This is a genomic window from Acinetobacter pengchengensis (assembly GCF_982235305.1).
Window position 1 is genome coordinate 1352902 of the sequence record NZ_CEVATJ010000001.1, and the last position, 25870, is coordinate 1378771.

28 protein-coding genes and 1 pseudogene are annotated in these 25870 nt (G+C 39.2%); 20 read left to right on the plus strand and 9 right to left on the minus strand.

Annotated elements, in window-relative coordinates; genetic code table 11:
* Positions 1 to 36: 36 nt before the first annotated feature.
* Positions 37 to 327, minus strand: a complete 291-nt coding sequence (catC, locus tag AC0T5Z_RS06625; RefSeq protein ID WP_435337194.1) for a muconolactone Delta-isomerase — start codon at positions 325 to 327, stop codon at positions 37 to 39.
* 13 nt (positions 328 to 340) lie between these two features.
* Positions 341 to 1450, minus strand: coding sequence for a muconate/chloromuconate family cycloisomerase (locus AC0T5Z_RS06630; protein WP_291337714.1), 1110 nt, complete (start codon positions 1448 to 1450; stop codon positions 341 to 343).
* A 115-nt stretch (positions 1451 to 1565) separates the two neighbouring features.
* Here AC0T5Z_RS06630 and AC0T5Z_RS06635 point away from each other — a divergent pair, with 115 nt between their 5' ends.
* The 3 genes from AC0T5Z_RS06635 to AC0T5Z_RS06645 all read left to right on the plus strand — a co-directional run bounded on the left by AC0T5Z_RS06635 (position 1566) and on the right by AC0T5Z_RS06645 (position 5596).
* Positions 1566 to 2480 carry a LysR substrate-binding domain-containing protein gene (locus tag AC0T5Z_RS06635; protein WP_435337195.1) on the plus strand — a complete coding sequence of 305 codons (915 nt, stop codon included), beginning with the start codon at positions 1566 to 1568 and terminating at the stop codon, positions 2478 to 2480.
* A gap of 290 nt (positions 2481 to 2770) precedes the next feature.
* Positions 2771 to 4144, plus strand: a complete 1374-nt coding sequence (locus AC0T5Z_RS06640) for an MFS transporter (protein ID WP_435337196.1) — start codon at positions 2771 to 2773, stop codon at positions 4142 to 4144.
* Between the two features lie 108 nt (positions 4145 to 4252).
* The gene (locus AC0T5Z_RS06645) at positions 4253 to 5596 is read left to right on the plus strand and encodes a DcaP family trimeric outer membrane transporter (protein ID WP_435337197.1); all 1344 of its coding nucleotides are present in this window, start codon (positions 4253 to 4255) and stop codon (positions 5594 to 5596) included.
* A gap of 37 nt (positions 5597 to 5633) precedes the next feature.
* Here the strand turns inward: AC0T5Z_RS06645 and AC0T5Z_RS06650 are convergent, their stop codons facing one another.
* Positions 5634 to 7097, minus strand: coding sequence for an aminotransferase-like domain-containing protein (locus AC0T5Z_RS06650; protein ID WP_435337198.1), 1464 nt, complete (start codon positions 7095 to 7097; stop codon positions 5634 to 5636).
* A gap of 208 nt (positions 7098 to 7305) precedes the next feature.
* Here AC0T5Z_RS06650 and AC0T5Z_RS06655 point away from each other — a divergent pair, with 208 nt between their 5' ends.
* The 5 genes from AC0T5Z_RS06655 (at position 7306) to AC0T5Z_RS06675 (ending at position 10172) form a co-directional block, all read left to right on the plus strand.
* Positions 7306 to 7455 (plus strand): hypothetical protein, encoded by a 150-nt coding sequence (locus tag AC0T5Z_RS06655; protein WP_019837564.1) that lies wholly within the window; start codon positions 7306 to 7308, stop codon positions 7453 to 7455.
* 183 nt (positions 7456 to 7638) lie between these two features.
* Entirely contained in the window at positions 7639 to 8526 is an 888-nt protein-coding gene (locus tag AC0T5Z_RS06660; protein WP_291337727.1) for a DMT family transporter, read from the plus strand.
* A 141-nt stretch (positions 8527 to 8667) separates the two neighbouring features.
* Entirely contained in the window at positions 8668 to 9045 is a 378-nt protein-coding gene (locus AC0T5Z_RS06665; RefSeq protein ID WP_291337729.1) for an immunity protein Imm33 domain-containing protein, read from the plus strand.
* Positions 9035 to 9493, plus strand: coding sequence for a hypothetical protein (locus AC0T5Z_RS06670; RefSeq protein ID WP_435337199.1), 459 nt, complete (start codon positions 9035 to 9037; stop codon positions 9491 to 9493). The genes AC0T5Z_RS06665 and AC0T5Z_RS06670 overlap by 11 nt, the downstream gene beginning before the upstream one ends.
* A 190-nt stretch (positions 9494 to 9683) precedes the next feature.
* Positions 9684 to 10172, plus strand: a complete 489-nt coding sequence (locus tag AC0T5Z_RS06675) for a winged helix-turn-helix transcriptional regulator (RefSeq protein WP_435337200.1) — start codon at positions 9684 to 9686, stop codon at positions 10170 to 10172.
* Positions 10173 to 10202: 30 nt separating this feature from the next.
* Here AC0T5Z_RS06675 and AC0T5Z_RS06680 read toward each other — a convergent pair whose 3' ends face one another.
* The 4 genes from AC0T5Z_RS06680 to tusD form a co-directional block, all read right to left on the minus strand.
* The gene (locus tag AC0T5Z_RS06680; protein ID WP_026438386.1) at positions 10203 to 10514 is read right to left on the minus strand and encodes a TusE/DsrC/DsvC family sulfur relay protein; all 312 of its coding nucleotides are present in this window, start codon (positions 10512 to 10514) and stop codon (positions 10203 to 10205) included.
* A gap of 58 nt (positions 10515 to 10572) precedes the next feature.
* Entirely contained in the window at positions 10573 to 10857 is a 285-nt protein-coding gene (locus tag AC0T5Z_RS06685; RefSeq protein WP_435337201.1) for a DsrH/TusB family sulfur metabolism protein, read from the minus strand.
* Between the two features lie 65 nt (positions 10858 to 10922).
* Positions 10923 to 11273, minus strand: coding sequence for a hypothetical protein (locus tag AC0T5Z_RS06690; protein ID WP_291337737.1), 351 nt, complete (start codon positions 11271 to 11273; stop codon positions 10923 to 10925).
* A gap of 43 nt (positions 11274 to 11316) precedes the next feature.
* Positions 11317 to 11685, minus strand: a complete 369-nt coding sequence (gene tusD / locus AC0T5Z_RS06695) for a sulfurtransferase complex subunit TusD (RefSeq protein ID WP_291337740.1) — start codon at positions 11683 to 11685, stop codon at positions 11317 to 11319.
* Between the two features lie 60 nt (positions 11686 to 11745).
* Between tusD and AC0T5Z_RS06700 the strand changes: the two genes are divergently transcribed.
* From AC0T5Z_RS06700 to AC0T5Z_RS06715, 4 genes are all read left to right on the plus strand, one after another.
* Positions 11746 to 12750, plus strand: a complete 1005-nt coding sequence (locus tag AC0T5Z_RS06700) for an SDR family NAD(P)-dependent oxidoreductase (RefSeq protein WP_435337202.1) — start codon at positions 11746 to 11748, stop codon at positions 12748 to 12750.
* A gap of 174 nt (positions 12751 to 12924) precedes the next feature.
* Complete coding sequence (gene fumC, locus AC0T5Z_RS06705) at positions 12925 to 14319, plus strand: class II fumarate hydratase (protein WP_291337744.1); 1395 nt, start codon at positions 12925 to 12927, stop codon at positions 14317 to 14319.
* A 179-nt stretch (positions 14320 to 14498) separates the two neighbouring features.
* Positions 14499 to 14645 (plus strand): hypothetical protein, encoded by a 147-nt coding sequence (locus AC0T5Z_RS06710; RefSeq protein ID WP_291337747.1) that lies wholly within the window; start codon positions 14499 to 14501, stop codon positions 14643 to 14645.
* Positions 14646 to 14849: 204 nt separating this feature from the next.
* Positions 14850 to 15341, plus strand: a complete 492-nt coding sequence (locus tag AC0T5Z_RS06715; RefSeq protein ID WP_435337203.1) for a hypothetical protein — start codon at positions 14850 to 14852, stop codon at positions 15339 to 15341.
* Between the two features lie 105 nt (positions 15342 to 15446).
* On the opposite strand, the gene AC0T5Z_RS06720 is transcribed toward AC0T5Z_RS06715, so the two are convergent.
* Positions 15447 to 16364, minus strand: coding sequence for a LysR family transcriptional regulator (locus tag AC0T5Z_RS06720; protein ID WP_291337751.1), 918 nt, complete (start codon positions 16362 to 16364; stop codon positions 15447 to 15449).
* Positions 16365 to 16457: 93 nt separating this feature from the next.
* Between AC0T5Z_RS06720 and AC0T5Z_RS06725 the strand changes: the two genes are divergently transcribed.
* The 6 genes from AC0T5Z_RS06725 to AC0T5Z_RS06750 all read left to right on the plus strand — a co-directional run bounded on the left by AC0T5Z_RS06725 (position 16458) and on the right by AC0T5Z_RS06750 (position 22255).
* A complete protein-coding gene (locus AC0T5Z_RS06725; RefSeq protein WP_291337752.1) occupies positions 16458 to 17699 on the plus strand; it encodes an acyl-CoA dehydrogenase family protein in 1242 nt (413 codons plus the stop codon).
* Positions 17700 to 17829: 130 nt separating this feature from the next.
* Complete coding sequence (locus AC0T5Z_RS06730; RefSeq protein WP_435337204.1) at positions 17830 to 18951, plus strand: phosphotransferase family protein; 1122 nt, start codon at positions 17830 to 17832, stop codon at positions 18949 to 18951.
* Positions 18948 to 19646: a histidine phosphatase family protein gene (locus AC0T5Z_RS06735; protein ID WP_291337756.1), complete on the plus strand. Its 699-nt coding sequence runs from the start codon at positions 18948 to 18950 to the stop codon at positions 19644 to 19646. The genes AC0T5Z_RS06730 and AC0T5Z_RS06735 overlap by 4 nt, the downstream gene beginning before the upstream one ends.
* Before the next feature lie 10 nt (positions 19647 to 19656).
* The gene (locus AC0T5Z_RS06740) at positions 19657 to 20400 is read left to right on the plus strand and encodes an SDR family oxidoreductase (RefSeq protein ID WP_291337758.1); all 744 of its coding nucleotides are present in this window, start codon (positions 19657 to 19659) and stop codon (positions 20398 to 20400) included.
* Between the two features lie 155 nt (positions 20401 to 20555).
* Positions 20556 to 21266: an SGNH/GDSL hydrolase family protein gene (locus AC0T5Z_RS06745; protein ID WP_291337766.1), complete on the plus strand. Its 711-nt coding sequence runs from the start codon at positions 20556 to 20558 to the stop codon at positions 21264 to 21266.
* Between the two features lie 398 nt (positions 21267 to 21664).
* A complete protein-coding gene (locus tag AC0T5Z_RS06750) occupies positions 21665 to 22255 on the plus strand; it encodes a uracil-DNA glycosylase family protein (RefSeq protein ID WP_435337205.1) in 591 nt (196 codons plus the stop codon).
* Positions 22256 to 22320: 65 nt separating this feature from the next.
* On the opposite strand, the gene AC0T5Z_RS06755 is transcribed toward AC0T5Z_RS06750, so the two are convergent.
* Positions 22321 to 23844 (minus strand): phospholipase D family protein, encoded by a 1524-nt coding sequence (locus AC0T5Z_RS06755; RefSeq protein ID WP_435337210.1) that lies wholly within the window; start codon positions 23842 to 23844, stop codon positions 22321 to 22323.
* A 214-nt stretch (positions 23845 to 24058) separates the two neighbouring features.
* On the opposite strand from AC0T5Z_RS06755, the pseudogene AC0T5Z_RS06760 reads away from it, so the two are divergent.
* Together AC0T5Z_RS06760 and AC0T5Z_RS06765 are read left to right on the plus strand one after the other, a co-directional pair.
* Positions 24059 to 24225, plus strand: a pseudogene (locus AC0T5Z_RS06760) (S-(hydroxymethyl)glutathione dehydrogenase); the annotation flags it as partial.
* Between the two features lie 532 nt (positions 24226 to 24757).
* Positions 24758 to 25816: a 3-deoxy-7-phosphoheptulonate synthase gene (locus AC0T5Z_RS06765; protein ID WP_435337206.1), complete on the plus strand. Its 1059-nt coding sequence runs from the start codon at positions 24758 to 24760 to the stop codon at positions 25814 to 25816.
* Positions 25817 to 25870: the final 54 nt, after the last annotated feature.

The window sequence follows — 25870 nt, forward strand, 5'->3', positions numbered from 1 at the left end:
GAAGGGGAATCTTTTGATTCCTGATCCGGTACTTAATTAACTGTCATCATCTCGAACTGAAGATGGATGACGGTTTAATGGCATCACTTCAATATTCATGTAAGGGTAGAGCGGAAGACCTTGTAAAATGTTGTGAAGTTCTTCGTTGCTCTCGACATCAAAAATACTGATGTTTGAATACTGGCCAGTAATACGCCAAATATGACGCCATTTACCTTGACGCTGTAATTCCTGTGAATATGCTTTTTCAACGGCTTTAATTTCGTTAGCAGTTTCTGCAGGCATATCCAAAGGAATGTTTACATCCATACGTACGTGGAAAAGCATGGGTTTCTCCTAATTACTGACGACGCAAGTTGTCAATTTTGTCTTCATCCAACTCAATGCCTAAACCCGCACCTGTTGGTAGGTGTAACTCAAAGTCTTGGTACTGAAGTGGCGTTTTTAAAATTTCTTCGGTCAGTAATAACGGACCAAATAATTCTGTGCCATACGCTAAATTCTGGAAGGTCGAGAACACATGCGCAGATGCAATCGTGCCTACAGGACCTTCAAGCATGGTGCCGCCATAAAGGTCGATGCCTGCCAATTGTGCAATTGTTGCTACTTCACAGCCTTCAATCAGACCAGCAGATTGGGCAACTTTCACTGCAAACACAGATGCAGCATGACGTTTTGCCAATTGATAAGCAGTTTGTGGGCCCATCAATGATTCATCTGCCATGATGGCAATATCAAATTTGCGCGTTAAACGCTGCATGGCATCAATGTTGTCAATTGCGCATGGTTGTTCAATTAAGTCGACACCGCCATCTTGTAAAAGCTGGATGCCTTTAATTGCTTCAAGCTCTGACCAAGCACGGTTTACGTCTACACGAATAGAAACGTCTTTGCCTAATGCTTTTTTGATTGCCAGAACGTGTTCAACATCTTGCTCTACTGGGCGTGAACCGATTTTGAGCTTGAATGTGTTGTGACGTTTACTCGCAATCATTTTTTGTGCTTCTGCAATGTCTTTTTCTGTATCGCCAGATGCAAGTACCCATAAAACAGGAACCGAGTTGCGTAGGCGACCACCTAAAATTTCACTTAAAGGTTGGTTTAAGCGTTGTGCTTTGATATCTAACAATGCAGTTTGAATGGCACACTTCGCGAAACGGTTACCATTGATATTCTTTTTAATGATCTGTAGAGTTTGCGCAACATTCAAGCCAGCTAAAGTTTTTAGCAATGGTGCGAAATATTTTTCGATATTGGTTTTTACGCTTTCTGGGCTTTCTTCACCATAGCCCAAGCCACCAATCGTGGTTGCTTCGCCCCAGCCAACAAAACCATCTTCAGTGGTGATTTTGACTAATACCAGAGTTTGGGTTTGCATGGTTGCAACCGCCATCTTGTGTGGACGGATGGTTGGTATTTCCAGCAGCAAAGTTTCTACTGACTTATACATGGTTTGCCCTTCATGTCATTGCTTTATTACATCTTGTGATATACCTTAAAAGAATAAATTAAATTGGTCTAAGATCAAATTTGCATTTTTTTATACTTTAAAGGTATATTTAGCCATGGAACTCAGACATTTACGTTATTTTGTTGCTGTTGTAGAAGAGCAAAGTTTCACCAAGGCAGCAGAAAAACTCTTTATTGCTCAACCACCTTTGAGCAGACAGATCCAAAATTTAGAACAAGAGCTTGGAATTCAACTATTCGAGCGTGGAAGCAGACCGCTTAAGACCACCGAGGCAGGGCAATTCTTTTATCAACATGCCGTTAAACTTTTGTCTAATGCGGAAGAAATTAAGTCGATGACAAAACGTGTCGGTATTGCTGACCGTACCGTGACGATTGGCTTCGTTGGTTCTTTATTGTTCGGATTATTATCAAGAATTGTGTATTTGTTTAAGCAGCAGCATCCGCATTTAAAAATAGAAATGGTGGAAATGACCACCAATGACCAAATTCAAGCACTTAAAGAAGGGCGTATAGATGTTGGTTTTGGACGTTTAAGAATTTCTGATCCTGCAGTTAAACGTATTTTATTACGTGAAGAACGCTTGATGGTTGCAGTCCATTCTAGCCACCCGTTTGCGGCACAAAAAGAAGGTGTGTTTTTGGCAGATGTTGTTGATCAACAACTATTTTTATATCCAAACCACAATAAGCCAAATTTCTCTACACAAATTCGTAGCGTGTTTTCTGAGCATGGTTTAGAGCCTCGAAAAATTCGTGAAGTGCGTGAATTACAATTGGCATTGGGTTTTGTTGCTGCAGGTGAAGGCGTGTGTATCGTCCCAGAAAGCGCTCAAAATATTCATTTGGCACATTTACACTTTATACCTTTATTAGATAATTCGGCTGTAAGTCCTATATTTATGGCAATTCGTAATATGGATGAAAGTGAAGATATTCGATCTTTGTTTGACTGCATTTATCAAGTCTATGATTTGGAAGCAGTCACTTATGATCGCAATGCATTCTAATGAAATTATATAAAACAAATACTTACAACTATATTTTTTTATATAAAAGCACAGATATTTTCAACAAAATACTGTTATGTGAATTGCATGAAAAAACTTTTTTAAGCATCACATCACAGTATTTTTTTTAGTCTTATTATTTTTATTTATTTAAAATCAATATTTTGTAATGCTTTAGACTTTTTGGGTATGTATCCATGCCTATTCAGTTTTGGACAAATTTTAACTTATTATTCATTGTGTGCATCTGAGTTGGAGTAACGGACTTCACAATTAGGAGGTGAAGCAAGATGCAAAGCAATAAAATTAATATTAATACCTTGATTGACGAGGCCAAGTTCACGCCATTCCATTGGGGCGTTTTGTTTTGGTGTTTGATGATCATTATTTTTGACGGTTACGATTTGGTCATTTATGGAGTTGCATTACCACTACTTATGCAAGAGTGGGCGCTCAGTGCGGTTCAAGCCGGTTTACTGGCCAGTACAGCATTATTTGGCATGATGTTTGGTGCCATGACCTTTGGTACGCTTTCGGACAAGTTGGGCCGAAAAAAAACCATTATGATCTGTGTGGCTATTTTTAGTGGTTTTACCTTCCTTGGCGCATTTGCAACTAACCCTGTTGAATTTGGTATTTTACGTTTCTTAGCAGGCTTGGGTATTGGTGGTGTAATGCCAAACGTGGTGGCATTAATGACTGAATATGCGCCAAAGCGTATTCGCAGTACCTTGGTTGCGCTCATGTTTAGTGGTTATGCAATTGGCGGTATGACGTCTGCACTATTGGGAGCATGGTTAGTGCCGCAATTTGGCTGGAAAATCATGTTCTACATCGCGATTATTCCTTTGGTAGCTTTACCGCTCATTTGGAAATTCTTGCCTGAGTCACTCATGTATTTGACCAACAAGAAAGAAATTGAGCAAACCCGCACTATAGTTCAAAAAATTTCACCAAGCCAACAATTAAATGGTGACACTGAGTTTGTACTGAATGAGGTGACTAAAGGCGATGAAGCACCTGTAAAAGCATTGTTTCAGCAAGGCCGTATGTTCAGCACTTTCATGTTCTGGATCGCATTTTTCATGTGCTTGTTGATGGTGTATGCATTGGGCAGTTGGTTACCAAAATTAATGATCCAAGCGGGTTACTCACTTGGTGCAAGTATGATCTTCTTATTCGCCTTGAACATTGGCGGCATGATTGGTGCGATTGGTGGGGGTGCATTGGCTGACCGCTTCCATATCAAAAAAGTAGTGACCATTATGTTTATCTGTGGTGCAGCAGCATTAATCCTGCTTGGCTTTAACAGTCCACAAATTGTGTTGTATACCTTAATTGCAGTTGCAGGTGCAGCAACCATTGGTTCACAAATCTTGCTTTATACTTTTGTCGCACAATATTACCCATCTACTGTTCGTTCTACAGGTATGGGCTGGGCATCAGGTATTGGTCGAATCGGTGCAATCGTTGGGCCAGTATTAACAGGTGCACTGTTAACCATGAATTTACCGCACCAAATGAACTTCTTTGCTATTGCGATTCCAGGTGTAATTGCTGCTTTAGCGATCTTCATGGTGAATTTAAAAACGTCCGTAGAAGCTAAAGCTGCTGTGGAGCCTGTTATAGAAAGCAATCCAGTCGCACAAAAAGCAGCCCAATAATTTCTTTACCTTTTCATTAATCTAAAGTCATCAATGATATAGATCGCCATCGTAAGCGTTGGTGATCTGTTGCTAGAATTTGATGGCACAATAACAAGCGAGTTTAGGATGAACGCGAAAACATTAACCCAATCTTTTAATTTTCAATCTACAACGGTTCGACCAACAATGCAGCGCACGCTCATGATGAGCATGATTGCATTGAGTATGGGCGGTATGAGTGTTGCAGCTCAGGCGCAGACCCAACAGCAAACGGAAATTGAGCAACTTAGACAGGAAGTTCAAGCTTTACGTGGTCTGATAGAACAGCAAAAAGTACAAAATACGCAAACAGCAAATGCAATTGCCAATGTACAACGCAGTTCAGCAAGCCCAAGTCCGATTCTGAAAACAGCCAAAGGTGCTGAGTTTAACTTATATGGTAATGTGCGTTTAGATGCGTCTTATCAGGTTGAAGGTGGTGCTAAAGATATGCCGTATAACCAAATTAACGGCGTACCACTTGAAGGCAATAATGAACAAAGTGATCGTTTAAGATCGACACTTTCTGCAACCCGTTTAGGTTTAGACTTTAAAAGCCCAGTGGGTGAGCAAGACATAAAAGGTAAAATTGAAGTTGACTTCTTAGGTGGAGCAAACCTTGATAACTTACGTATTCGCCATGCTTATTTGAACTACGGCAGTTGGTTAATTGGTCAAACTTGGTCAAACTTTGCGATTCCAGACTATATGCCAGAAACCATTGATGCTTTGGCATTTGTAGGTGGTGCGGTGAAACGTACACCTCAAGTACGTTATACAACCAAGTTTAGCCCACAAACCAATTTAGTGGTTGCAGCTGAAGACCCTAAAGACAGTTCAATCAGCCAGCGTTTACCTGCATTAACTGCGCGTTTAAATCATCAATTTGCAGATAATTTAAATGTCAGCGTACGTGCGATGGGACATGAAAAACGTGTTAATTCTGAAGAGGAAATGGCATGGGGCGTGGGTGTAGGTGCAAAATATGAAGTTGTCCCTGGTACAACCCTAAAAGCAGATTATTACCATGTTAAAGGTGATAGCAGCTTTGTGTCATTTACAAACAAAGGTGTAGTTGCTCAAGCAAATGGTGATCTTATTCAAAGTGAATTTGATTCAATTATGGTGGGTATTACACAAAAATTTAGTGACAAAGTGCACGGTACTTTGGGTTATGGTTATATGAGTTTTGACAAAGACCCTGACTACATTGCAGCTACAGCAGATAAAAGCACGATCAATAAAAACTTATGGCAAGCTTGGGCAAACCTATTCTATAGCCCTCGTAAACCGTTAAGCTTTGGTCTTGAATATGTTTATGGTGAGCGTGAAGCATTTGGTCCTGCTTTAGATAAAGATACTAAGCAACCAATTAGTGGTCGTACAGGTGAAGATAACCGAATCAATGCAGTCGCAATTTATAACTTCTAAAATTGTCCTATAAACCAAAAAAGAGCTGAGCCAAAACTCAGCTCTTTTTTATTGTCGGGTGATTGGCTGAATAATTTTGTGTTTGTATGTGTTGAGTGATGTGCTGCTGAATCACCTGTGCAAGTACAGTAACCGCATGTTCAATCTCTGCTGTCCAAGCAAAAGAGCAGTTTAAACGAATAAAGTTCTGGCTGACCTGTTCAGAACGGAACAACTGACTAGGCGCAATGCCAATCTTTTTTTGAATCAATTGCTCATAAATTGTATAACCATCTATATATGCAGGCAGTTCAATCCATAAAAAGTAACCACTAGAATAGTAGTGAATTTTGCAGGCTGGGTTTAAGCGCTGTTTCAACTGCTGATAAAACACTTTTTTATGTTTTTCCAGTTGTTTGCGTAATTGACGCAAATGTTTTTCATAATGATGGTGTGAAAGAAAATCGACCAAAGTATTTTGCAGTAATGGGCTTGCCGAAACCGTACTCATGAGCTGTAAATGCTGAATAGCATTGGAAAATTGTCCTGCATAAACCCAACCAACGCGCACAGCAGAACCCAAAGTTTTAGAAAAAGAAGCGCAGTGCAGTACGCGTTGTTGTCGGTCAAAATACTTCATGGGTAACGGTTTTTGCGTCCCGTAATACAATTCTTGATAGACATCATCCTCAATTAAATACACTTGATATTCTTCAAGCAAACTGGCAATACGTTGCTTAATTTCATCTCTGACACTAAAGCCAATGGGGTTATGAATATTCAACATCAACCAGCAGACTTTAATCGGGTATTGTTTTAGGGCTTGTTCAAATGACTCTAAATCGAAACCCGAAACAGGGTGTTCTGGAATGGTAATCACCTGTAAACCAAGACGTTCAGCTGCTTGCCATGCACCATAGAAAATAGTTTCTTGTAATAAAATAAAATCTCCGGGTTTGGTCAACGCTTGTAATGATAAATTGAGCGCATCTAATGCGCCTGATGTAATGACAATATCATTTGCATGGGTGGGTATGCCTTGCAAACAGTAGCGATTTGCAATGATAGTTCTTAATTCATAATTGCCCGGTGGCATATGGTCATTGCTCAAATAACTGCTTTTTCGCTTGGCATGCTGCGCTATAATTTGCATGAACTTGGGGTTAAACAGCAATTCTGCATTGGGGAAGGCAGAACCCAAAGGGCTGACATCTGCAGATTGAATTGATTTTAAATAACCAAACACCAAAGAGTTCATTTGGATATGTGCATTTAAACTCAAACTGCTTGGTACAGGTCTCTCAGTTTGATTGAGCCGCTCTGCGACATAAAAGCCTGACTTTTGTTTGGCGTATACCAATCCCTGCGCTTCAAGTTCTTGATAAGCATTTAGCACGGTCATTAAGCTATAACCACTGATTTGTGATTGTTCTCTTAACGAAGGCAACTTGCTATGTGCTTTCCATGCACCATTTTCAATAAGTTGCCTAATGTTTAACGCCAATTGTTCAGATTTATACATGGTACGACTCAAGCATTTTTTGCAGCTGTTAATTATTTTGATCTATTTTTGGATTTAAAGCATTAAATAAACTTAATCTTTATAACAGATTGGCATATATCTAAAATAAACTGTTATAGTTTTTAATGAATATTTTGTATCTACAGCAATGTATTAAAATTTTGCATAATCGGTATATTCCCCAAAATCTGGCTAGATTGGAGTTGATATGCAAGAAGATAACTCACGCAAACCACAGAAATATGCCGATAGCAGTATTTCAGACAAAGCATTTAAGCACATGATTATTTGGTTTACCGTGTACGTGGCTTTATTTTGTATTGGCGTAGCTGTAGTGATAAATTTAGATAAGTTATAACAGTCTTTGCAATAACAACACGTCTAACTCGCCTCATGATATGAAAAGCATTCATTTGAATTTTAATGAATGCTTTTTTGTTGATAAAGCGATCATAAACGTATAACTGAAAAGCAATAAATATCGCAAAAATAACGCAATAGGCGTAAATTATAATTTATTTGTAAAGCATTTGTGGTTGTAATGATTTCGAGTTGGGTACTCTTTACTTTAATGGCTGCATTTATGCAGGCTTGGCGCAACGCCTTTCAAAAACAACTCAGCACAAGTGTCGATGTTTATGGCGTGACTTTGGCACGTTTTATTTTTGCCTTGCCTTTTGCACTGGCGTATTTAAGCATTTTACAATGGCAACAGCCTGTTCAAGCCGAACTACATTTTAGTTCGATGTTTTGGCTGTATATCATCATTGCAGCAGTGTGTCAGATTTTAGCCACGGCTTTAATGGTAAAACTGTTTCAACAAAAAAATTATGCAGTAGGTGTCGGGCTTGCCAAAAGTGAAGCAGTTTTAGCTGCAATTGTGGGCGTGATTTTCCTACAAGAACACTTAAGCGCACTGGCTTGGTTAGGCGTTGCGATTGGCGGCATTGCGGTATTTCTACTGAGTAAAGGCAGCCAACGTAGTGATTTTTCATTCAGGACTTTAGCCATTGGAATCGGCAGCGGACTCAGTTTTGCTGTTACGTCACTTTTAGTACGTGAGGCCAGTTTAGAACTCGAATTCTTACCGTTTATTCACCGTGCTGCATGGGTTTTGGTTTGGGTTATTGGTTTTCAATGCTGTATTTTATTGGCATATTTAGGCATATTTAGACGACATACCTTGTATGCCATGTGGCAGCGGGTGGGATTAACTTTTAAAGTGAGCGTCTGCAGTTTCTTAGCATCACTGGGTTGGTTTAGTGCCATGAGTATGCAAACTGTAGCGATTGTGAAAACACTCGGACAAATTGAAATATTATTCAGCTTACTTATTTCAGCCTATTTCTTTAAAGAAAAACTCGTCCGTACCGATCATTGGGGATTGGCATTGGTCGTGCTTGCAGCAATGCTGGTCATTTGGGCGTAGCGTTATATTTCACAGCTATGTAATTTCAAACTTATGTCATATGCGTTGCGCTTCATTAGAGAATCTCAGAAATATTAAAATAAAGATTCTCTATCCGTACAATCTCGTTAGAATACTCACAGCTTATCTTAGAGAATTGTCATGTCTAAACCACAGCAAAAGCAAAAAAACTCAGCCTTGGCAGAACTGATCGAAGAACAAAAACTGCTCTGTGAAGAGTTTGGTTCAGCCTATATTGCAGTGAGTGGCGATGATGTTATCGCAGTTGCAGTCCAAACCTTAAATAAAGACCCAATTGTGGGGTTGCGTAAAGCGCCAGAAGGTGAAGAAAAAGTCGCATGGTATATTTATGGCGGTGAATTGGGTGAAGATGAAGTGAACTTTGAAACCATGCCTGTGCGTGAGCTGCAAGATATTTTGCCCGATGTGCTTCCATACTTAGCTTTAGAGCAAGGTTACCGCTTTATGATTGATGCAGATGACTACGAAGATGTCTGGAAAGAAGGCGATGCGTCTTAAGCTTATGCGTATGCCAAGCATGGCAAAAATATCGGTGTACATGATGCTTGGACTGCAAGGTCTGAGCGTAATGGCACAAGGTATTCAAGCACAGCAGTTGACACTTGAAGCATCATCTACACCTATTACAATCCAACACGCAGTCAATGGATTGACTCAAACGCAATATCAAGACTTATTAAATCAATACACGCAAATTGTGAATGACAGCAAAACAGTATTGGATGATCCTGCTAGCTCAGCAACAGCACAACAACAAAAACAGGCATTTTGCGCACGCTATCACGCCTATAAAAATATTGCTGAAATTTCCGAACACAATCCAAGTTTGTATCCTGCACCTGTGATGTTAATGGTGGCAAAGCGTTATTTAGCACAGCAGCACAACAGTTTTACGGCTTCAGGGATGACCGAACAAGTTTTTTGTGCAGGTTCTACATCTAAATAGTGTGATCTGCCTGATAAGTAAATAGTAAATCTGAAGATACAGGCATATAAAACCCAAAAAATTGGGATTCCTTTTAAGCGGATTGTGAAGTCATACTTCATTTTTTATTCATTTTCATGCAAAACTGACTTTGCAAAGCCTGTAGAATCTTTTAATTTGAAGGTAGTGAACTGCAGGATAGGCGACATAGATGAAATGGGATGATATTGGCGAGCAGCCTTGTTCGATTGCACGAACTTTGTCTGTGATTGGTGATCGTTGGACGATGCTGATTATTCGTAATGCCTTTATGGGCATGCGTCGCTTTGATGATTTTCAACAACATTTGGGCGTCACGCGGCATGTATTGTCGGATCGTTTAAAGCGTTTGGTGGAACATGAAATTTTAGTCAAAGTACCTTATGTAGATCGTCAAGAACGTTTTGAATATAAATTGACTGAAAAAGGCTTGGAGCTTTATCCCTTAATGCTGTCTATGGCAAATTGGGCAGATAAATGGATGGATCAAGGTTTAGGTAAGCCTGTGGAATACATCCATAAAAATTGCGCTAAAACGTTTCAGCCTGTCGTGGTATGTTCAGAATGTGGCGAAGAACTGCATGCTAAACAGGTGAAGCCACATTTTACCTCAGTGTATTATCAGTACATCCAAGCACAGCAGAATTTAAAACAAGCCTAAATCAGTACCGTATTAACCAGCAACAATTTGTCATAAGCAGTTCGCTGGTTTAGGAATACCCGCTAAACGGCTTAAATGACGCGCCACTAAACCTGTATTAAATTTTTCCTGCAAAACAGCATTGTTAATTTCTGGGCTTACAGTTTTCATTAAAAATTTGATTAAAGGGCGGGTTGCAGGTGAGTGTCCAAATTGCTGATAAAATTGGCGTACAGCGTGCAAAACTTCAAAATGCCAAGCCGTGAGTTCGAGTTCTAAACTTTGCGCCAGTTCTTGTGCCACTTGTTCATTCCAGACAGTGTAATCCAGCAAATGTCCATCTTGATCTAATTCTAGTGTCATCTCTTGTTTCATTCACCGTTAAAAATGCTTTGCATTGGTTTCATATCATCATGGTTTGTTATTTTAAGCTGATACAGCGCTGATGTGCTAAACACAGTGTTGCAAAAGTTGCATAATTAATCGGATGTACGTTTTTTGCCAAATGACCATTGAATATTTCTGCATCATTGTCCAGTACATATATTTTGTCTAGCTGGGCACAGAGTGGATGGTGTTGATGCAATACAGCATCGCCCATCATTACAACGCTATCTTGCGGAGCGTACAGGGCATTTAGCTCAGCTAAAATTGTCGCGGTGCTATCAAAGCTTGCTTGGATTAAATATAAATTTGCGTCAGTCATGCTTTTCTCTTTAAATGTTTAGAGATGGTCAAATGATCAATTAAACTGTTAAACCAGCGATCAGCTTACCAATATAAAACCCGATCAAAGGTTTGAATCAGCTCCCGATTCAGTTCCACCCATTCAATTTCATGTACCGTATTTTTGATAAACGGCGAGTTGACATGTTTATGTTCAATCAAAATTGGGCTGAGGTCGTAAAACTCAAAGCTATCGACCAAGTTGGATGCCACTTTAAAGGCATGTTTAAGTGAATCAAAAGCCAGTTCCGATTGTAATAGGCTTAATGCCGCATCTTGTAATAACACTTTGACTTCACAACCAAAAGTTGCCAGTACCATTGTTGCAGACAAGCTTTCATGCACTTGTAAGCTATTTAAATTGGCCTGACGTAAAACCACGAGTACAGTTTTCACACAATTTACCTTTTAAATGCAACAGATTTACAAAATGAATTGCTTAAAATTGAATCAGGCGTTCTGTGCTTTGCACTGCATCAGCCAGTTCGCCTAAGCCAACTAATTCAAAGCCTGCGGCTAAATTGTGTTGGCTCAGTTGATGGCGTTTGGCATTGTCCGCATCGCTAATACCTCGTGCCAGTGCTGCACTTACACATACGGGTAAACGAATAGACAATTTTTGCCATTCTGTTTTGAGGTTGCGTTGATCATCTGGTACCCATTGCAACTCATTCGCTACAGCAACGCCATCTTGATAAAAAAACACACGAAAAGCTTCACTTTTCTGTTGTAAGGCTTGAGCAAGACCTAGTGCATGCCATGCATGAATAGATGTTGGTGCGGAGGTTATTAATAATAAGGTGCTCATCAAAATTCACTAATGCAATGTGCCAAGGCGCATTTAGACTTTGTAAAAAAGGTAGTATAAATGATTTTAGTGACTGGTGGTTTAGGCTTTATAGGCTCACACATTGCATTAAGCCTAATGGCTCAAGGGCAAGAGGTCATTATTGTAGATAATTTATCCAATTCAAGTATGCAGACCTTAGAGCGACTTGAATATATTACAGGGCGTTATGTGCCTTTTGCCAAACTGGATGTAAGAAATACGCCTGCGCTGAACAAAGTCTTTGAGCAATATTCGATTACTGCAGTGGTGCATTGTGCAGGGTTTAAATCTTTAGAAGAGTCAGTGCTCAAACCGCTCGAATATTATAACGATAACATCAGTTGTATTATGAGTTTATTACGTTCTATGCAACGTACAGGCGTGCGTCGTTTGGTGCATCTTTCAAGTATAGCGGTCTATGGAAAGTCTGGATTGAATCTAGAAGAAAGCCAGAGCTTTAATTACACTTATCCCAATCCCTATGTAAAATCTCAACAGATGGTCGAAGAAATCATCCGCGATACTTTCAGAACTGATCACGAATGGAATATTGCCATTTTACGCTTGAGTAATATTGCAGGGGCTTTTGAACACGGCATTTTAGGCGAAGTCGTTGCACCATTGCCTAAAAATATTATTCCTTTGGCGATGCAAGTTGCAGTACAACAGCGTGAAGCAATTGAATTACGTCAGCAAGCCAATACTGCAGATCAAACCGCTGAACGCAGTTTTGTGCATGTACTAGATGTCTGTGAAGCTGTGATCGCAAGCCTGCATTGGTTATTCGAACAAACACATAGCTGTGAAGCCTTTAATATTGCAGGAGATGTGGTGTCAATTCAGCAGTTACTTTCACGTATCACTGAAGTCACCGATGCGGAAATTGCTACAGTTCCTGCAATTCATTATGAATATCCTGAGTTGGATCAATTAGGTGCAGTCGTAGATAAGGCACAACAGTATTTACACTGGCAGCCAAAACGTAATTTGGAAAAAATGCTAGAGGATGAATGGCGTTTTTATCAAAATACGCTCAAGCATTAAAACTAGCGCGATACAACTCGTTGAAAGTCTATTCACGAAGCCTTATAGCTGAAACAAATACAACGTAACGGAATTATTGATAATAATTATCATTTACTTGATTGTCTGGTTTTTATAAGATCAATATGAGAATACATGACATCATAACGAAATCACGAAGGAATAAGGCTGAACATGCAAACACGTATTGAACATGACACTATGGGTGAAGTTGAAGTTCCGAATAATGCACTTTGGGGCGCGCAAACTCAGCGCAGCTTACAAAATTTTAAAATTGGTAATGAGCGTTTACCACGCGCCATGATTCGCGCGATGGGCTTAGTTAAAAAAGCTGCGGCAATCACTAATGCTAACTTAGGGCAAATCCCTCAAGAACTGGCGCAGTACATTGTTGGTGCGGCAGATGAGGTCATTGCAGGGCAGTGGGATAGTCAATTTCCTCTGGTGGTGTGGCAAACCGGTTCTGGGACGCAAAGTAACATGAACTGTAATGAAGTGATTGCCAATATTGCCAATCAGAAACTAGGTCATCCGTTAGGTGCACAAAAGCCTGTACATCCGAATGATCATGTCAACCGTGCCCAATCGACCAATGATTCTTTTCCAACAGCAATTCATGTTGCAGCGAGTTTGCAAATTAATGAACTGCTTATTCCTGCAGTAAAGGGTTTGCGTGATACGTTGCATGCCAAAAGCGAAGAGTTTTCTGAAATTGTCAAAATTGGACGTACACATTTGCAAGATGCGACACCATTAACTTTAGGGCAGGAATTTAGCGGTTATGTATCGCAGCTAGAGCATGGTTTAAAACGTTTGGAACAGGCTTTAACAGGCTTGTATGAATTGCCGCTTGGCGGTACAGCAGTCGGTACAGGCTTAAATGCACATCCTGATTATGCGGTACAGGCAGCGGAGCAATTGGCACAGCTTACAGGCTTAGCTTTTGTGACTGCACCCAATAAGTTTGAGGCTTTGGCGGGGCGTGATGCTGCAGTATTCGCTTCGGGCGCATTAAAAACTTTGGCGGTGAGTTTAAATAAAATTGCCAATGATATTCGTTGGTTAGCCAGCGGCCCACGTTGTGGTTTGGGTGAATTGAGAATTCCTGAAAATGAACCTGGTTCAAGTATTATGCCGGGCAAGGTTAATCCAACACAAAGCGAAGCAATGACCATGGTAGTTGCACAAGTGTTGGGTAATGACACCACAATTAACGTGGCAGGTGCATCGGGCAATTTTGAGCTAAATGTATTTATGCCAGTGATCGCATATAACTTATTGCAATCTATTCAACTCTTAGGTGATGCTTGCAATAGCTTTAATGAACATTGCGCCGTTGGCATTCAAGCAAACCGTGAAAAAATAGATCACTTTTTGCATGATTCACTCATGTTAGTCACTGCTTTGAATCCTGTAATTGGTTATGAGAATGCAGCGAAGGTAGCTAAAACGGCTTATAAGGAAAATAAAACCTTAAAGCAAGTTGCAGTAGAGCTGAATTTGGTCACAGCAGAGCAGTTTGATGAAGTGGTACGTCCAGAACAGATGATTGCGCCAAACACTAAATAGTCAGTTTAAGCATAGTTAAAGGTCTGTGTTTGTCTGCTTATGATGCGAGATAAACACAGACTTTGTTTATAAAAATCAGCGAAACTGTTGCAGATTAGTAAGGAGTAACCCGAACATTATTGATGTTAAGTCAAATTCATTTTATTTATAAATAGATATCGTGAAATAAGGAAATTAATATGAGCAATAACAATTCATCTAATCAAGAATCTAACCCTCAAAAAGAATCCAATCAGGATAAAGGTAAGCACGATCTTTATAAAAATACCGAGCCACAAAAAAAGCCAAATACAGAACCAGACCATCCGCTTAGGGAGCAAAAGTAAGTAGTTTGGTCTGAGTTTAAAACCAAATCGTAAGATAGTCGCAATTTGGCGGCTGTCTTATTTGTGGGGCTTTAGCTGAAGTACAAGCAACAACACACAGCATTGAATAAATTATGATTATTGATAAAATGCATCTCCCTTGTTGTTTAGGTGTTTGCTTATTACGCCGTAAATAACAATTTTTAGAATTTAAGGTTTTATTCAATGCTCTCAATATATTTAACAGATGTTCAGCAACACGTGCAATTTAAAGATTACCCTAGTGAGCAGCCTGTTAAATTCATCTTGAATTTTAAAAAGATTTTCCCGAGTGTGATGGAGCTTTTACTGCCTGTATTGCCTGAAAATGAAAATCTTGAAGAAATGACGTGGGAATCGACCACTGCAGATTTAGAATTGTTTAAATTACTGCTCAGTGGGTGGGGTGTGATTGAATTACGTTTAAATGCGCTCAGTCAGTTCAAGGGCAAGACATTTGCAGATCAGTTAGTGAAACAAGCCCAACAAAAACGTAAAGACTTCGCCAAAGCACAGCAACAATTACAAACTGTAGAGCTAGATTACTTATTTATGCATGAAACACATGCTTTAATTGATGCTGAATTGGTAGAGGTAGGTGAGAAATTCTATTTGCCAATTTTGCGCGATTTATGGAAAGGCAAAGTATCTACAAAAGTAGTAGAAGCAAAGTTTTAATAACAAACCCATATTAAAAAGCTGCTTCGGCAGCTTTTATTTTTTTATAGAATCATACAAGACGATTAGCATCCACTTGCGAATTTAAGATTAACCCAAAATAGCCTAAGCAAAAATTTTAGAAATTTCCTCTCTTAAGAAATAATGCCTTGAATTTTCCTGTAAATCTTTATGCCAATACATCCCCATATTAATTACAGGCAAGTCTACAGGCACATCAAAAATATTCAATTTTTGGCTCATATTCAAATGCTTTAAAATCATTTTAGGAATAGTTAGTATGGCTTGAGGATGCAGCTGTAAAATCTGTAACGCCGTAGAATAGTGCTGACAACGTAAAAAAACCTGTCGTGATAATTGTTTTTGATGCAAATAAATATCTTCAAGCAACATACCTGTACGGCGCGATGAAACCCCAATGTGCGCAGACGATAAATACAGTTCCGTCGTCATTTCATTTAATTGGCTACACACTACAAATTGATCTTGTACCAAAGATTGATATTGGATTTTATCGCCAAAGTTTTGTTCTAAATCAATGACAAAATCAATTTGCTGGGCAGCCAAATCTGCCAAAACTGTTTTACGCTCTAATTTGTGGCTAAAGAACTGAATATCTAGGTTCAGGTTTTGAAAATGCGCCACCAATTTAGGGAAAATAATCGGTTCAATTTCATCATGCACAGCAATTTTAAGTGATTGCAGCATATTGGGTTCAAACTGCTGTTTTTGTACCGCAATACTTTGAATGGCCAACAAGGCATTTTTTATGGTGGGATAAATTTGTTCGGCAAAAGGAGTAGGCAACATTTTATTGCCATTACGCACCAGTAAATCATCCTGTAAATGCTGTCTTAAACGTTGCAAGGCATGACTGGCAGCAGATTGGCTGATACACAAAATTTGTGCTGCTTTGGAAATACTGCGCTGCTCATAAATTGCAACAAACATCGGGTATAAATTAATGTCTAAGCGATGAAAAGCAGCAAGATCAACTTTCGCATTATTATGAATATGATTCATAGTGTTTTATTGAATTAAATCATTTTGTTCATATTAGTTTTCAAGTTAAGGTGTTGTAAAGCAATGAATACAATATTTTAAGGGATTTGAACCATGTTTGAGCTATCTGCACGCGCCAAAGACTACATAGAACGTACCAAAGCCTTTATTGCCCAAGAAATTGAGCCAATTGAAGCTGAATTTTGGGCAGAAGTCCATGAGCTAAATCAGGGGGGGGATTGGACCAAATGGCAATGGCCATCACAATTAGAACAACTAAAAGCCAAAGCCAAAGCTGCTGGCTTGTGGAATATGTTTTTACCATGTCCAAAATTGGGACAGGGCTTGTCGGTACAAGAATATGCACACATAGCAGAACTCAGTGGTCGCAGTTTAATTGCGCCAACGGTTTTCAACTGTAATGCACCCGACAGCGGCAACATGGAAGTTTTATGGCGCTATGGTTCTGAAGCACAAAAGGCAGAATGGCTGACACCGCTGCTTGAAGGTAAAATTCGTTCTGTGTTTTGTATGACTGAACCTACAGTGGCTTCAAGTGATGCGACCAATATGCAGGCGACAGCTGTGGTAGATGGTGATGAAATTGTCTTAAATGGTCGTAAATGGTGGTCTTCGGGTTTAGGCGATCCAAATGCCAAAATTATTATTTTTATGGCGCATACACCCGATGAAACCAAAGACCGTCATCATCAACACTCTATGGTTTTAGTCCCTGTGGATACTGCGGGCGTTAAAATTCAACGCATGTTACCTGTATTTGGTGATTACGACGCCCCACACGGTCATGGCGAAGTCAGTTTTGATAACGTGCGTGTGCCTGTTGCCAACTTTATTGGCGGTGCAGGACAAGGTTTTGAAATTGCACAAGGTCGTTTAGGTCCGGGGCGTATTCACCATTGTATGCGTTGTATTGGTGCAGCCGAAAAATCTTTAGAATTGATGATCGATCGCGGCATGAGCCGTACCGCATTTGGTAAGGAAATTTTAAAACTTGGTGGTAATTTGGAGCGTGTAGCGGAAGCACGTGTGGCGATTGACCAAGCACGTTTATTAACTCTCTATGCAGCCTATAAAATGGATACTTTAGGCAATATGGCAGCACTTACCGAAATTTCTGCCATTAAAGTGGTTGCACCAAGTGTCTTGGAAAAAGTAGTTGATATGGCGATGCAGATTCATGGTGGGGCAGGCGTGTCTAGAGATACACCGTTGACCGCTTTCTTTGCTCAAGCCCGTAGTTTACGCCTTGCCGATGGGCCAGATGAAGTACACAAAGGCATGATTGCTAAACTTGAGTTGGCAAAACGTGGTTATCGTAGCAGTCGTAAAAATTAAGTGAGTTGCGAAGTTTTATTGTGTCACTTGATCGTGGGTATTGGGCAATATTTTTGATATTGCCAATACACCTTAAGAGAACACAGAAAACTATGCTAGATTAAAAAAAATGGAAAATTAGGGAAAAATAATGTCAGTTATTGATGTAGGCGGCACAGTACGTGAAGGCGAAGAACTCGATATTCAGGCAGTGACAGCATGGTTAAAACAACAAAATGTGGATGTCGTTGAACCTGTACAAGTCACACAATATTCAGGCGGTGCATCGAACTGGACATATCGCCTCAAGTACAGCAATGCTGATTTAATTTTACGTCGTCCGCCTAAAGGTACTAAAGCTAAATCTGCACACGACATGGCACGTGAATATCATGTGCAAAAGAACTTAGCCCCGTTTTATCCTGTATTACCTGAAATGGTAGCGCTGTGTCAGGATGAAGCTGTAATTGGCTGTGATTTTTACGTGATGAAACGTATTGAAGGCATTATCCCTCGTGCAAAATTACCACCTGAGCTTAATTTTAGCGAAGCCCAAGTGCATGAACTTTGTGTGAATGTTATTGATAAACTCATTGAACTGCATCAAGTGCCTTATGTAGGAACTGAGCTGGAAAAATTAGGCAAGGGTGATGGCTATTGCCGACGTCAGGTAGAAGGTTGGGATGCACGCTATGCTAAAGCGCATACCATTAACGTTCCATCTTTTAAATACGTGCGTAAATGGTTGTTAGACCATATTCCTGCAGATTCTAAAACCTGCATTATTCATAATGATTGGCGTTTTGATAATGTGATTTTGGACCCGAAACATCCGACTCAAGTGATTGGCGTTTTGGATTGGGAAATGGCAACACTGGGCGATCCACTCATGGATTTAGGCTCAGCTTTGGCATATTGGGTTGAAGATACCGATAACCAAATTTTTAAAGCGACTCGTCGTCAACCGACGCATTTAAAAGGCATGTTCACACGTCAGCAAGTAGTAGATTATTATTTACAAAAAACAGGCTTGAACACTGATAATTGTACATTCTATGAAGTATTTGGAATTTTCCGTTTAGCGGTGATCGCCCAGCAAATTTACTATCGTTATTTCCATAAACAAACCAATAATCCTGCATTTAAGGATTTTTGGATTGTCATTCATGCTTTGCATATTCGTGCCTTAAAGTTAATTGGCTTGCAAAAATTAGAAGCAAATGAACTGGCGCAAAAATACATCGCTAAATTTAAGGAACTCATGCCGAAATGACCACTATTTATTTAATTCGTCATGGGCAAGCATCTTTTGGGGCTGAAAGTTATGACCAACTTTCGCCCAATGGTGAATTACAAGCCAAATTGCTCGGCCGTTATTTTGATCGTATTTTAAAAGAAGCACCTCATGCAGTAGCTGGTTCAATGCAGCGTCATCAGCAAACTGCTCAACTGGCTTTGGCAGAATGTTTTCCTGAGGTCGAAATTCATACCGACAGTGCATGGAATGAGTTTAATCATCAACAGGTTTTCGCGCAGTATGAACCGCGTTTTAATCAACCTGAATTGATGAAAGAAGATGTCGCCAAAGAGGTTAATCCTCGTGCATATTTGGCAAAAATCTTTGAAGGTGCGATAGAACGCTGGACAGGCGGTGAATATCACCACGAATATGAAGAATCTTGGCCGCATTTTAAACAGCGTGTCGAAGATGCATTGCAGCATTTATGCGATGATTTAGCCCAAAAACAACCACGATATGCTGTGGTATTTACTTCTGGTGGTGTGATTTCTGTGGCTGCAGGTAAAATTTTAGGCTTAACGCCTAATAAAACCTTTGCATTGAACTGGGCAATTACCAACTCAAGTATCACCACTTTACGTTTGGTCGGCAGTGAACCGCAATTGTTAAGCTTGAATGAACATCATTTTATTAAAGCTGAAAACTCAAATTTATTGACTTGGATTTAAGGATCAAACCATGACAAAAACAATTCTAATTACAGGTGCAAGTTCGGGTATTGGTGCGGGTATGGCACGTGAATTTGCTCAAATGGGTTATAACCTTGCAATTTGCGCCCGACGTTTAGAGCGTTTAGAAACACTGAAACAAGAACTGGAAAGCCAGTTTGGTATTCGTGTCATTGCAAAAACGCTAGATGTCACCAATTATGATCAGGTGTTTTTGGTGTTTCGTGAATTTAAACTAGATTTTGGACAGATTGACCGTATTATTGTCAATGCAGGTGTGGGCGAAGGGCGCCGCATTGGTAAAGGTAATTTTGCCATCAATAAAGCCACAGTTGAAACCAACTTTATTTCAGCTTTGGCGCAGTGTGAAGCAGCGGTTGAAATTTTCCGTGAGCAAAACTCAGGGCATTTGGTGATGATTTCATCCATGAGCGCTATTCGTGGGATGCCAAAACATCTTACTGCTTACGGCGCAAGTAAAGCTGCGGTGGCACATTTGGCAGAAGGGATTCGTGCAGAATTAATTGATACACCTATTCAAGTTACGACTATTTTTCCAGGTTATATTCGCACAGAAATCAACGAAGGTGCCAAAAAACTGCCTTTTGAAGTTGATGAAAAAACAGGTTCTCGCTTACTTGCAGCAGAAATTGAAAAAGCGCCAATTAAAGCCTATGTACCCAAATGGCCATGGTTGCCACTAGGATTAGCTATGAAAGTTTTACCATTAAAATTGGTCAATAAGCTCGGCTAAATCGCAGTAATCATAGTATTGAATAGCATCCTGACATTTAAAGCTGATGATGAATGAAAGCACTTTAAATGACAAGATGCTATTTTTTATTTAAGTATCTACTTTTATTTAGGTTTTAAATTTTTTTCGGTTTTTATATTTAAGAGCGAACTGTGATGTGGCTTAGAACAGCAACCCTTGCTTTATTTCCTGCCTTATTGATTCAGGGAAATCGCGTTAAAAAGAACACGATTCGATTGTCAGAAGCCGAAGGAGCACGTGACGGAATTACAGGGCAAGGGCAAACGCTATCATTATTGATTTTAGGTGATTCTGCCGCTGCAGGCGTTGGGGTGGCACATCAAAATGATGCACTATTGGGCGCGGTGGTTTCCGCTTTGCAACATCAGTATCAAGTACATTGGCGGTTAGAAGCACAGTCTGGAGATACGACCTCACAAGTCATTCAAAAGACCCAAAAAATGGTAAATCAAAAATATGATGTCGTGGTTACTTCTGTGGGTGTCAATGATGTGACTCGCTTAATGTCAGCACGGACTTGGATTAAACAACAGCAACAATTTTATCAACTTATACAAGCGAAATTCCAACCTGAATTAATCATCGCTACGGGCGTTCCACCGATGCATTTATTTCCTGCATTACCCAATCCATTGTCTTGGCTATTTGGGCAATATGCGAAACAAATGAACTTACAATTAGAAAAAATAGTTTCAAAACAAAAAGATATGCAATGGATTGAATATGATATTCAAAAATATCAATCCATGAATTTAGAAATGGCAAAAGATGGTTTTCACCCAAGTAAAGAAATTTACCAAATTTGGGGCAAAGAAGTCGCGGACAGGATTTTAGAACGGTTTTAGGTAGAATTATTGTGACCTAAGATGTAAAAACTACTTTTGTTCTCCATTCATTTATTTTTAGTAGGCTATTTTGCTAAACGCAGATTCAAATCACTAATGCCCGCAGCACACCCCAACGAGCTATAGACAGATACAGAGTTAGGATGTGAACCATGATATCGCTCGTTATTTTATTTGGTGAGGTTGTACCCGATTTTGATACTGTACTAAAAAATAGAGCATGGGTTGGGTTTAAATTTGGCTGTAACACATAAAAATACTTCTGCGCAAAAAAATCATATTGTGAAAATTTTGTGAATTGGATTTTTCAGCAAAATAAATAAACCAAGATGATTACACTTTTTAGCTAAAATATAAACGATGATGAACTCACTTTGCAGCAAAGGCTTAATTTATAAATGACTGATTCTGTCATAGAAACCCATCCACTAAAACCCTTTTTACCCACCAATGCTAAGCTGTTAATGCTAGGTAGTTTTCCACCACCTAAAAGCCGCTGGAAAATGGATTTTTATTATCCGAATTATCAAAATGATATGTGGCGAATTTTCGGATTATGTTTTTTTCAGGATAAAAACTACTTTTTAAATGTAGAAGCTAAAAGTTTTCATCTTCATAAAATTATTGATTTTTTAAACACTACAGGTATAGCTATTTCAGATACGGCACAGCAGGTGATTCGCTTAAAAGGCAATGCATCAGACAAATTTTTACAGATTGAAAAACCAATGGATATTGCCGCACTTTTAAGCAATATGCCTTTGTGTCAAAGCATTATAACCACGGGCGACAAGGCAACAGATACACTTATGTTATCCATGCCTGAAACTGCCAAAAAACCTCAAATTGGGCAGGCGACACATTGTTATTTTGCCAACCGTGATTTGCATTTATATCGGATGCCTTCATCTTCACGAGCCTATCCGTTGGCTTTAGAGAAAAAAGCAGAGGCGTATTTTAACTTATTTAAAGAAATAGGCTTACTATAAGAAACATTGAAGTAATTGTAGGGGAAAGAAATATGTTTCAATCAACTCATGCATATCTAATGTCATTACATCATCCATTCAATAGGGAATAATGACACTGTTTTCATTATAAATCGTTGAAATGGTGTAGTTTCAGGATCATGGTGATAGGTTTGAATACTGCGATTAGCCTGATGATCTAACCAAATAATTTGATCGTTGTTATCTAATTTTAGTTCATACGCAATTTGTGGCAAATAACGATCTAAAGACTTGAAAACATCTTCTTGTAATTGTTCAGATTCTAACACCAAGCCAACCTCGGTATTTAAGTAGGCAGAACGAGGATCAAGGTTAAAAGAGCCTACAAAGACCATACCATCTATATCAAAGAATTTGGCATGTAAACTTGAGGAATTTTTGCCTTTTGCGGGAATTACGTTACCCGTTGCAACTTCATACCAAGTACGTTTTTTTCGCTCAATATAAGGCTTAAACTCATATAAACGAATGCCTGATTTAAGTAAATCTACGCGGTACTGCTGATAAAATGCATGTACCAAAGGCACATCATTGGCTAAAAATGAATTGGTTAATACGCGTATCTGTATTCCTTTTTTAGCCAGTTGAGTAAGTGTTTTTAGCCCATCTTCCGTTGGAACAAAATAGGCAGAAACCAGTTCCAAATGTTGTTTTGGTTCACCCATTAACTTTAACATTTGTTTATAAATCAGTTGCTCGCCTTGTGCTGTACCTCGAATTTTATTTGGCGAATCTGCCACAAAATACGCTCGTACCCACTGTACAGGTCTTCGGTCTAATTTGATGCTAATTTCTTCTTGTGCATTAGCCACACGTTCACGAATTTTATCTTTATATTTGTCATTTAAATCATAGCGATGACGTAATTCACGCAATTGCAACGCGTTTCCTGTGCCTAATAATTGCTTTACCGAATAGCTTAGTTCGTCATTCCAAAACTCTAAAAAAACAGCATTAGCTTGGGGAACAGTACTGCCATAGAATAGAATATCCATATCTGTAAATTGAAAATTTTCACTGGCATCGAAATATTCACGGCTAATATTGCGCCCACCTGTCACGGCAATTGCACCATCGGCAATAATTAATTTGTTGTGCATACGGCGATTGATTTGTTTAAAACGAAACAAATAATCCATGACACGAAAATGCCGATATTTGTATGGATTGAAAATTTTTATTTCAAAATTAGGATGTTGGACAAGATGTTTGAATGTTTGATCAAGTTGTGTACCATTTTGATCGTCAATTAATAAACGCACTTTTACACCACGATCTGCAGCTTTAAGCAGTTCAGCCAACATCAACTGACCGATTAAATCATTTTCCCAAATGTAATATTGTAAATCTAAATGGTGCTGTGCTTTTTGAATCAAATATAAACGCGAGGCGATGCTACCAAAGGCATCATTTAGCGAAAGATAAGCCGTTAAATTTTTAGCTAAGTGCGCATCAATTTCCTGACCATTCAGCCAATGATCTACATAAGGTTCAACAGGGCTATCCTTGCTCGCTTGATTCATCGGTAAACTGCATCCTGTCAGTAAAATAGCGTAAAAAGCGAACATTCCAAGCCAGTAATAAAATCTTTGGATTTTCATGATTATTCTTATGTCATTCTGTATTTATACATGGAGATTATCCTCATGTTAATGCTTTAAACTCTGAATATAAAGAGGATATTGTTAGACCTCTATTAATGTGTTTTTTAGGGATAATTTGCTCATGAAATCACGCGCAGCCGTCGCATTCGGCCTACGTTAGCCGCTTGAAAATGTTGAAATAGATGTTGTACCACCGTACGCTGAAGTAGTCTTGGTCAAAATTACCCACATAGGGCTATGCTATACCGATGCATTTATCTTATCGGGTGAAAACCCTGAAGGGGATTGTTCCTGCAGTTCTTGGGTGCAGGTATTATGGTGGAAGTTGGTGAAGCTGTGACCAGTCATGAGTAGTACGCTTAAATAAAGACACAACAAAAACCAAGCTTCTGCTTGGTTTTTTTTTAATCTCAGATTTGCTAAAGACCGTAGATAAATTTTGCTTATTTTTTGATAAATACATTCAATAAAAATTATTTTACAAAAAGGATTGCCAAATGGAACAATACAGCGTATTTTTATTTTAACAGCTCATTTTTTGATGAAAACAAGATGTTAAAGCAACCTTTAATCTCAAACGCTTACTATTACTTTTGGCAGTTTCAATGATTGCCTGAGTCGCGTTCGGGCAAAAGGTTGCCCACCAGTTGATACCTGATCGGCAACCCTGATCAGGTTTTTTTATGTCTGGTGTTTTGAATTTTATAGGTTTCTCGGAGATTTAATCATGTACAACGTTAATTATTCATACTTTAGCGACTTTTATTGGTTTAACTTTAGTCAATCTATGACTCAAGCCTTGCAATCGATTAGCCCCATAACGCTGAAATAAATGACCGGACTGTAAAAAAGAGAAACAGTCCAAAGGAACAGACCAATGAATGCTTTAAATACTGCTTTACAACAACAGACCAACAATACTGAAATTAGTTTAATTTTACCGTATCAACTCAAAGCGCAACTCCCACTTTCATCTGCGCTAAAACAACAAGTCGCACAACATCGACAAATTATCCAGAACATTTTAGCAGGCACAGACCCTCGCTTATTGGTCATTACAGGACCTTGTTCAATTCATGATCCGCAAGCAGCACTCGAATACGCAGAAAAATTAAAACAATTACAAAGCCAAGTTTCAGATCAAATTTTCTTGGTGATGCGCGCCTATATCGAAAAGCCACGTACTACGGTAGGCTGGAAAGGCTTTTTGTATGACCCAGACTTAGATGGCTCTGCAAATATGCAACTTGGCTTAGAAAAATCACGTGAACTGTATCTACAAATTATAGAAATGGGTTTACCGATTGCCTCTGAAATTTTAAGTCCAATGGCAACGGGATATTTTGATGATGTACTGGCTTGGGGTGCAATTGGCGCACGTACCAGTGAATCACAAATTCACCGTGAAATTTCTAGCGCCATGCCGTATAGCATTGGTTTCAAAAACGGAACTGATGGCTCAATTCAAATTGCATTAGATGCAATTCAATCGGCAAGTCATCCACATCAATTCATGGGAATGAGCCAGTCGGGTTTACCTGCTATTTTGTCATCACAAGGTAATCCACACGCGCATTTAATTTTACGTGGCGCAAATTCAGGGCCAAATTATCAATTGGCAGAAATTGAGAAAATTCAGCACAAAGCCAAAGGGCAGTTGCCTGCATTGATTATTGACTGTAGTCACGGTAACAGCCATAAAGACCCACAACAACAACCGCAAGTCTTGCGTACCATTGTGGCAGAACGTGAACAGACGCAAGTCCGTGGCATTATGTTAGAAAGTCATTTAGTGGATGGGAATCAAAAGATTTCTTGTAATATGACCTATGGTCAATCTGTAACTGATGGCTGCTTGGGTTGGGATAAGACTGAGCAACTGCTCATTGAGGTCGCTGAAAGCTTAAATCGTCAGGTTTTAGCTAAAACTGCATAAAAGAAAACTCCAGAAACCCAAAAAACCTGAAATTTCAGGTTTTTTGGGTGAGAT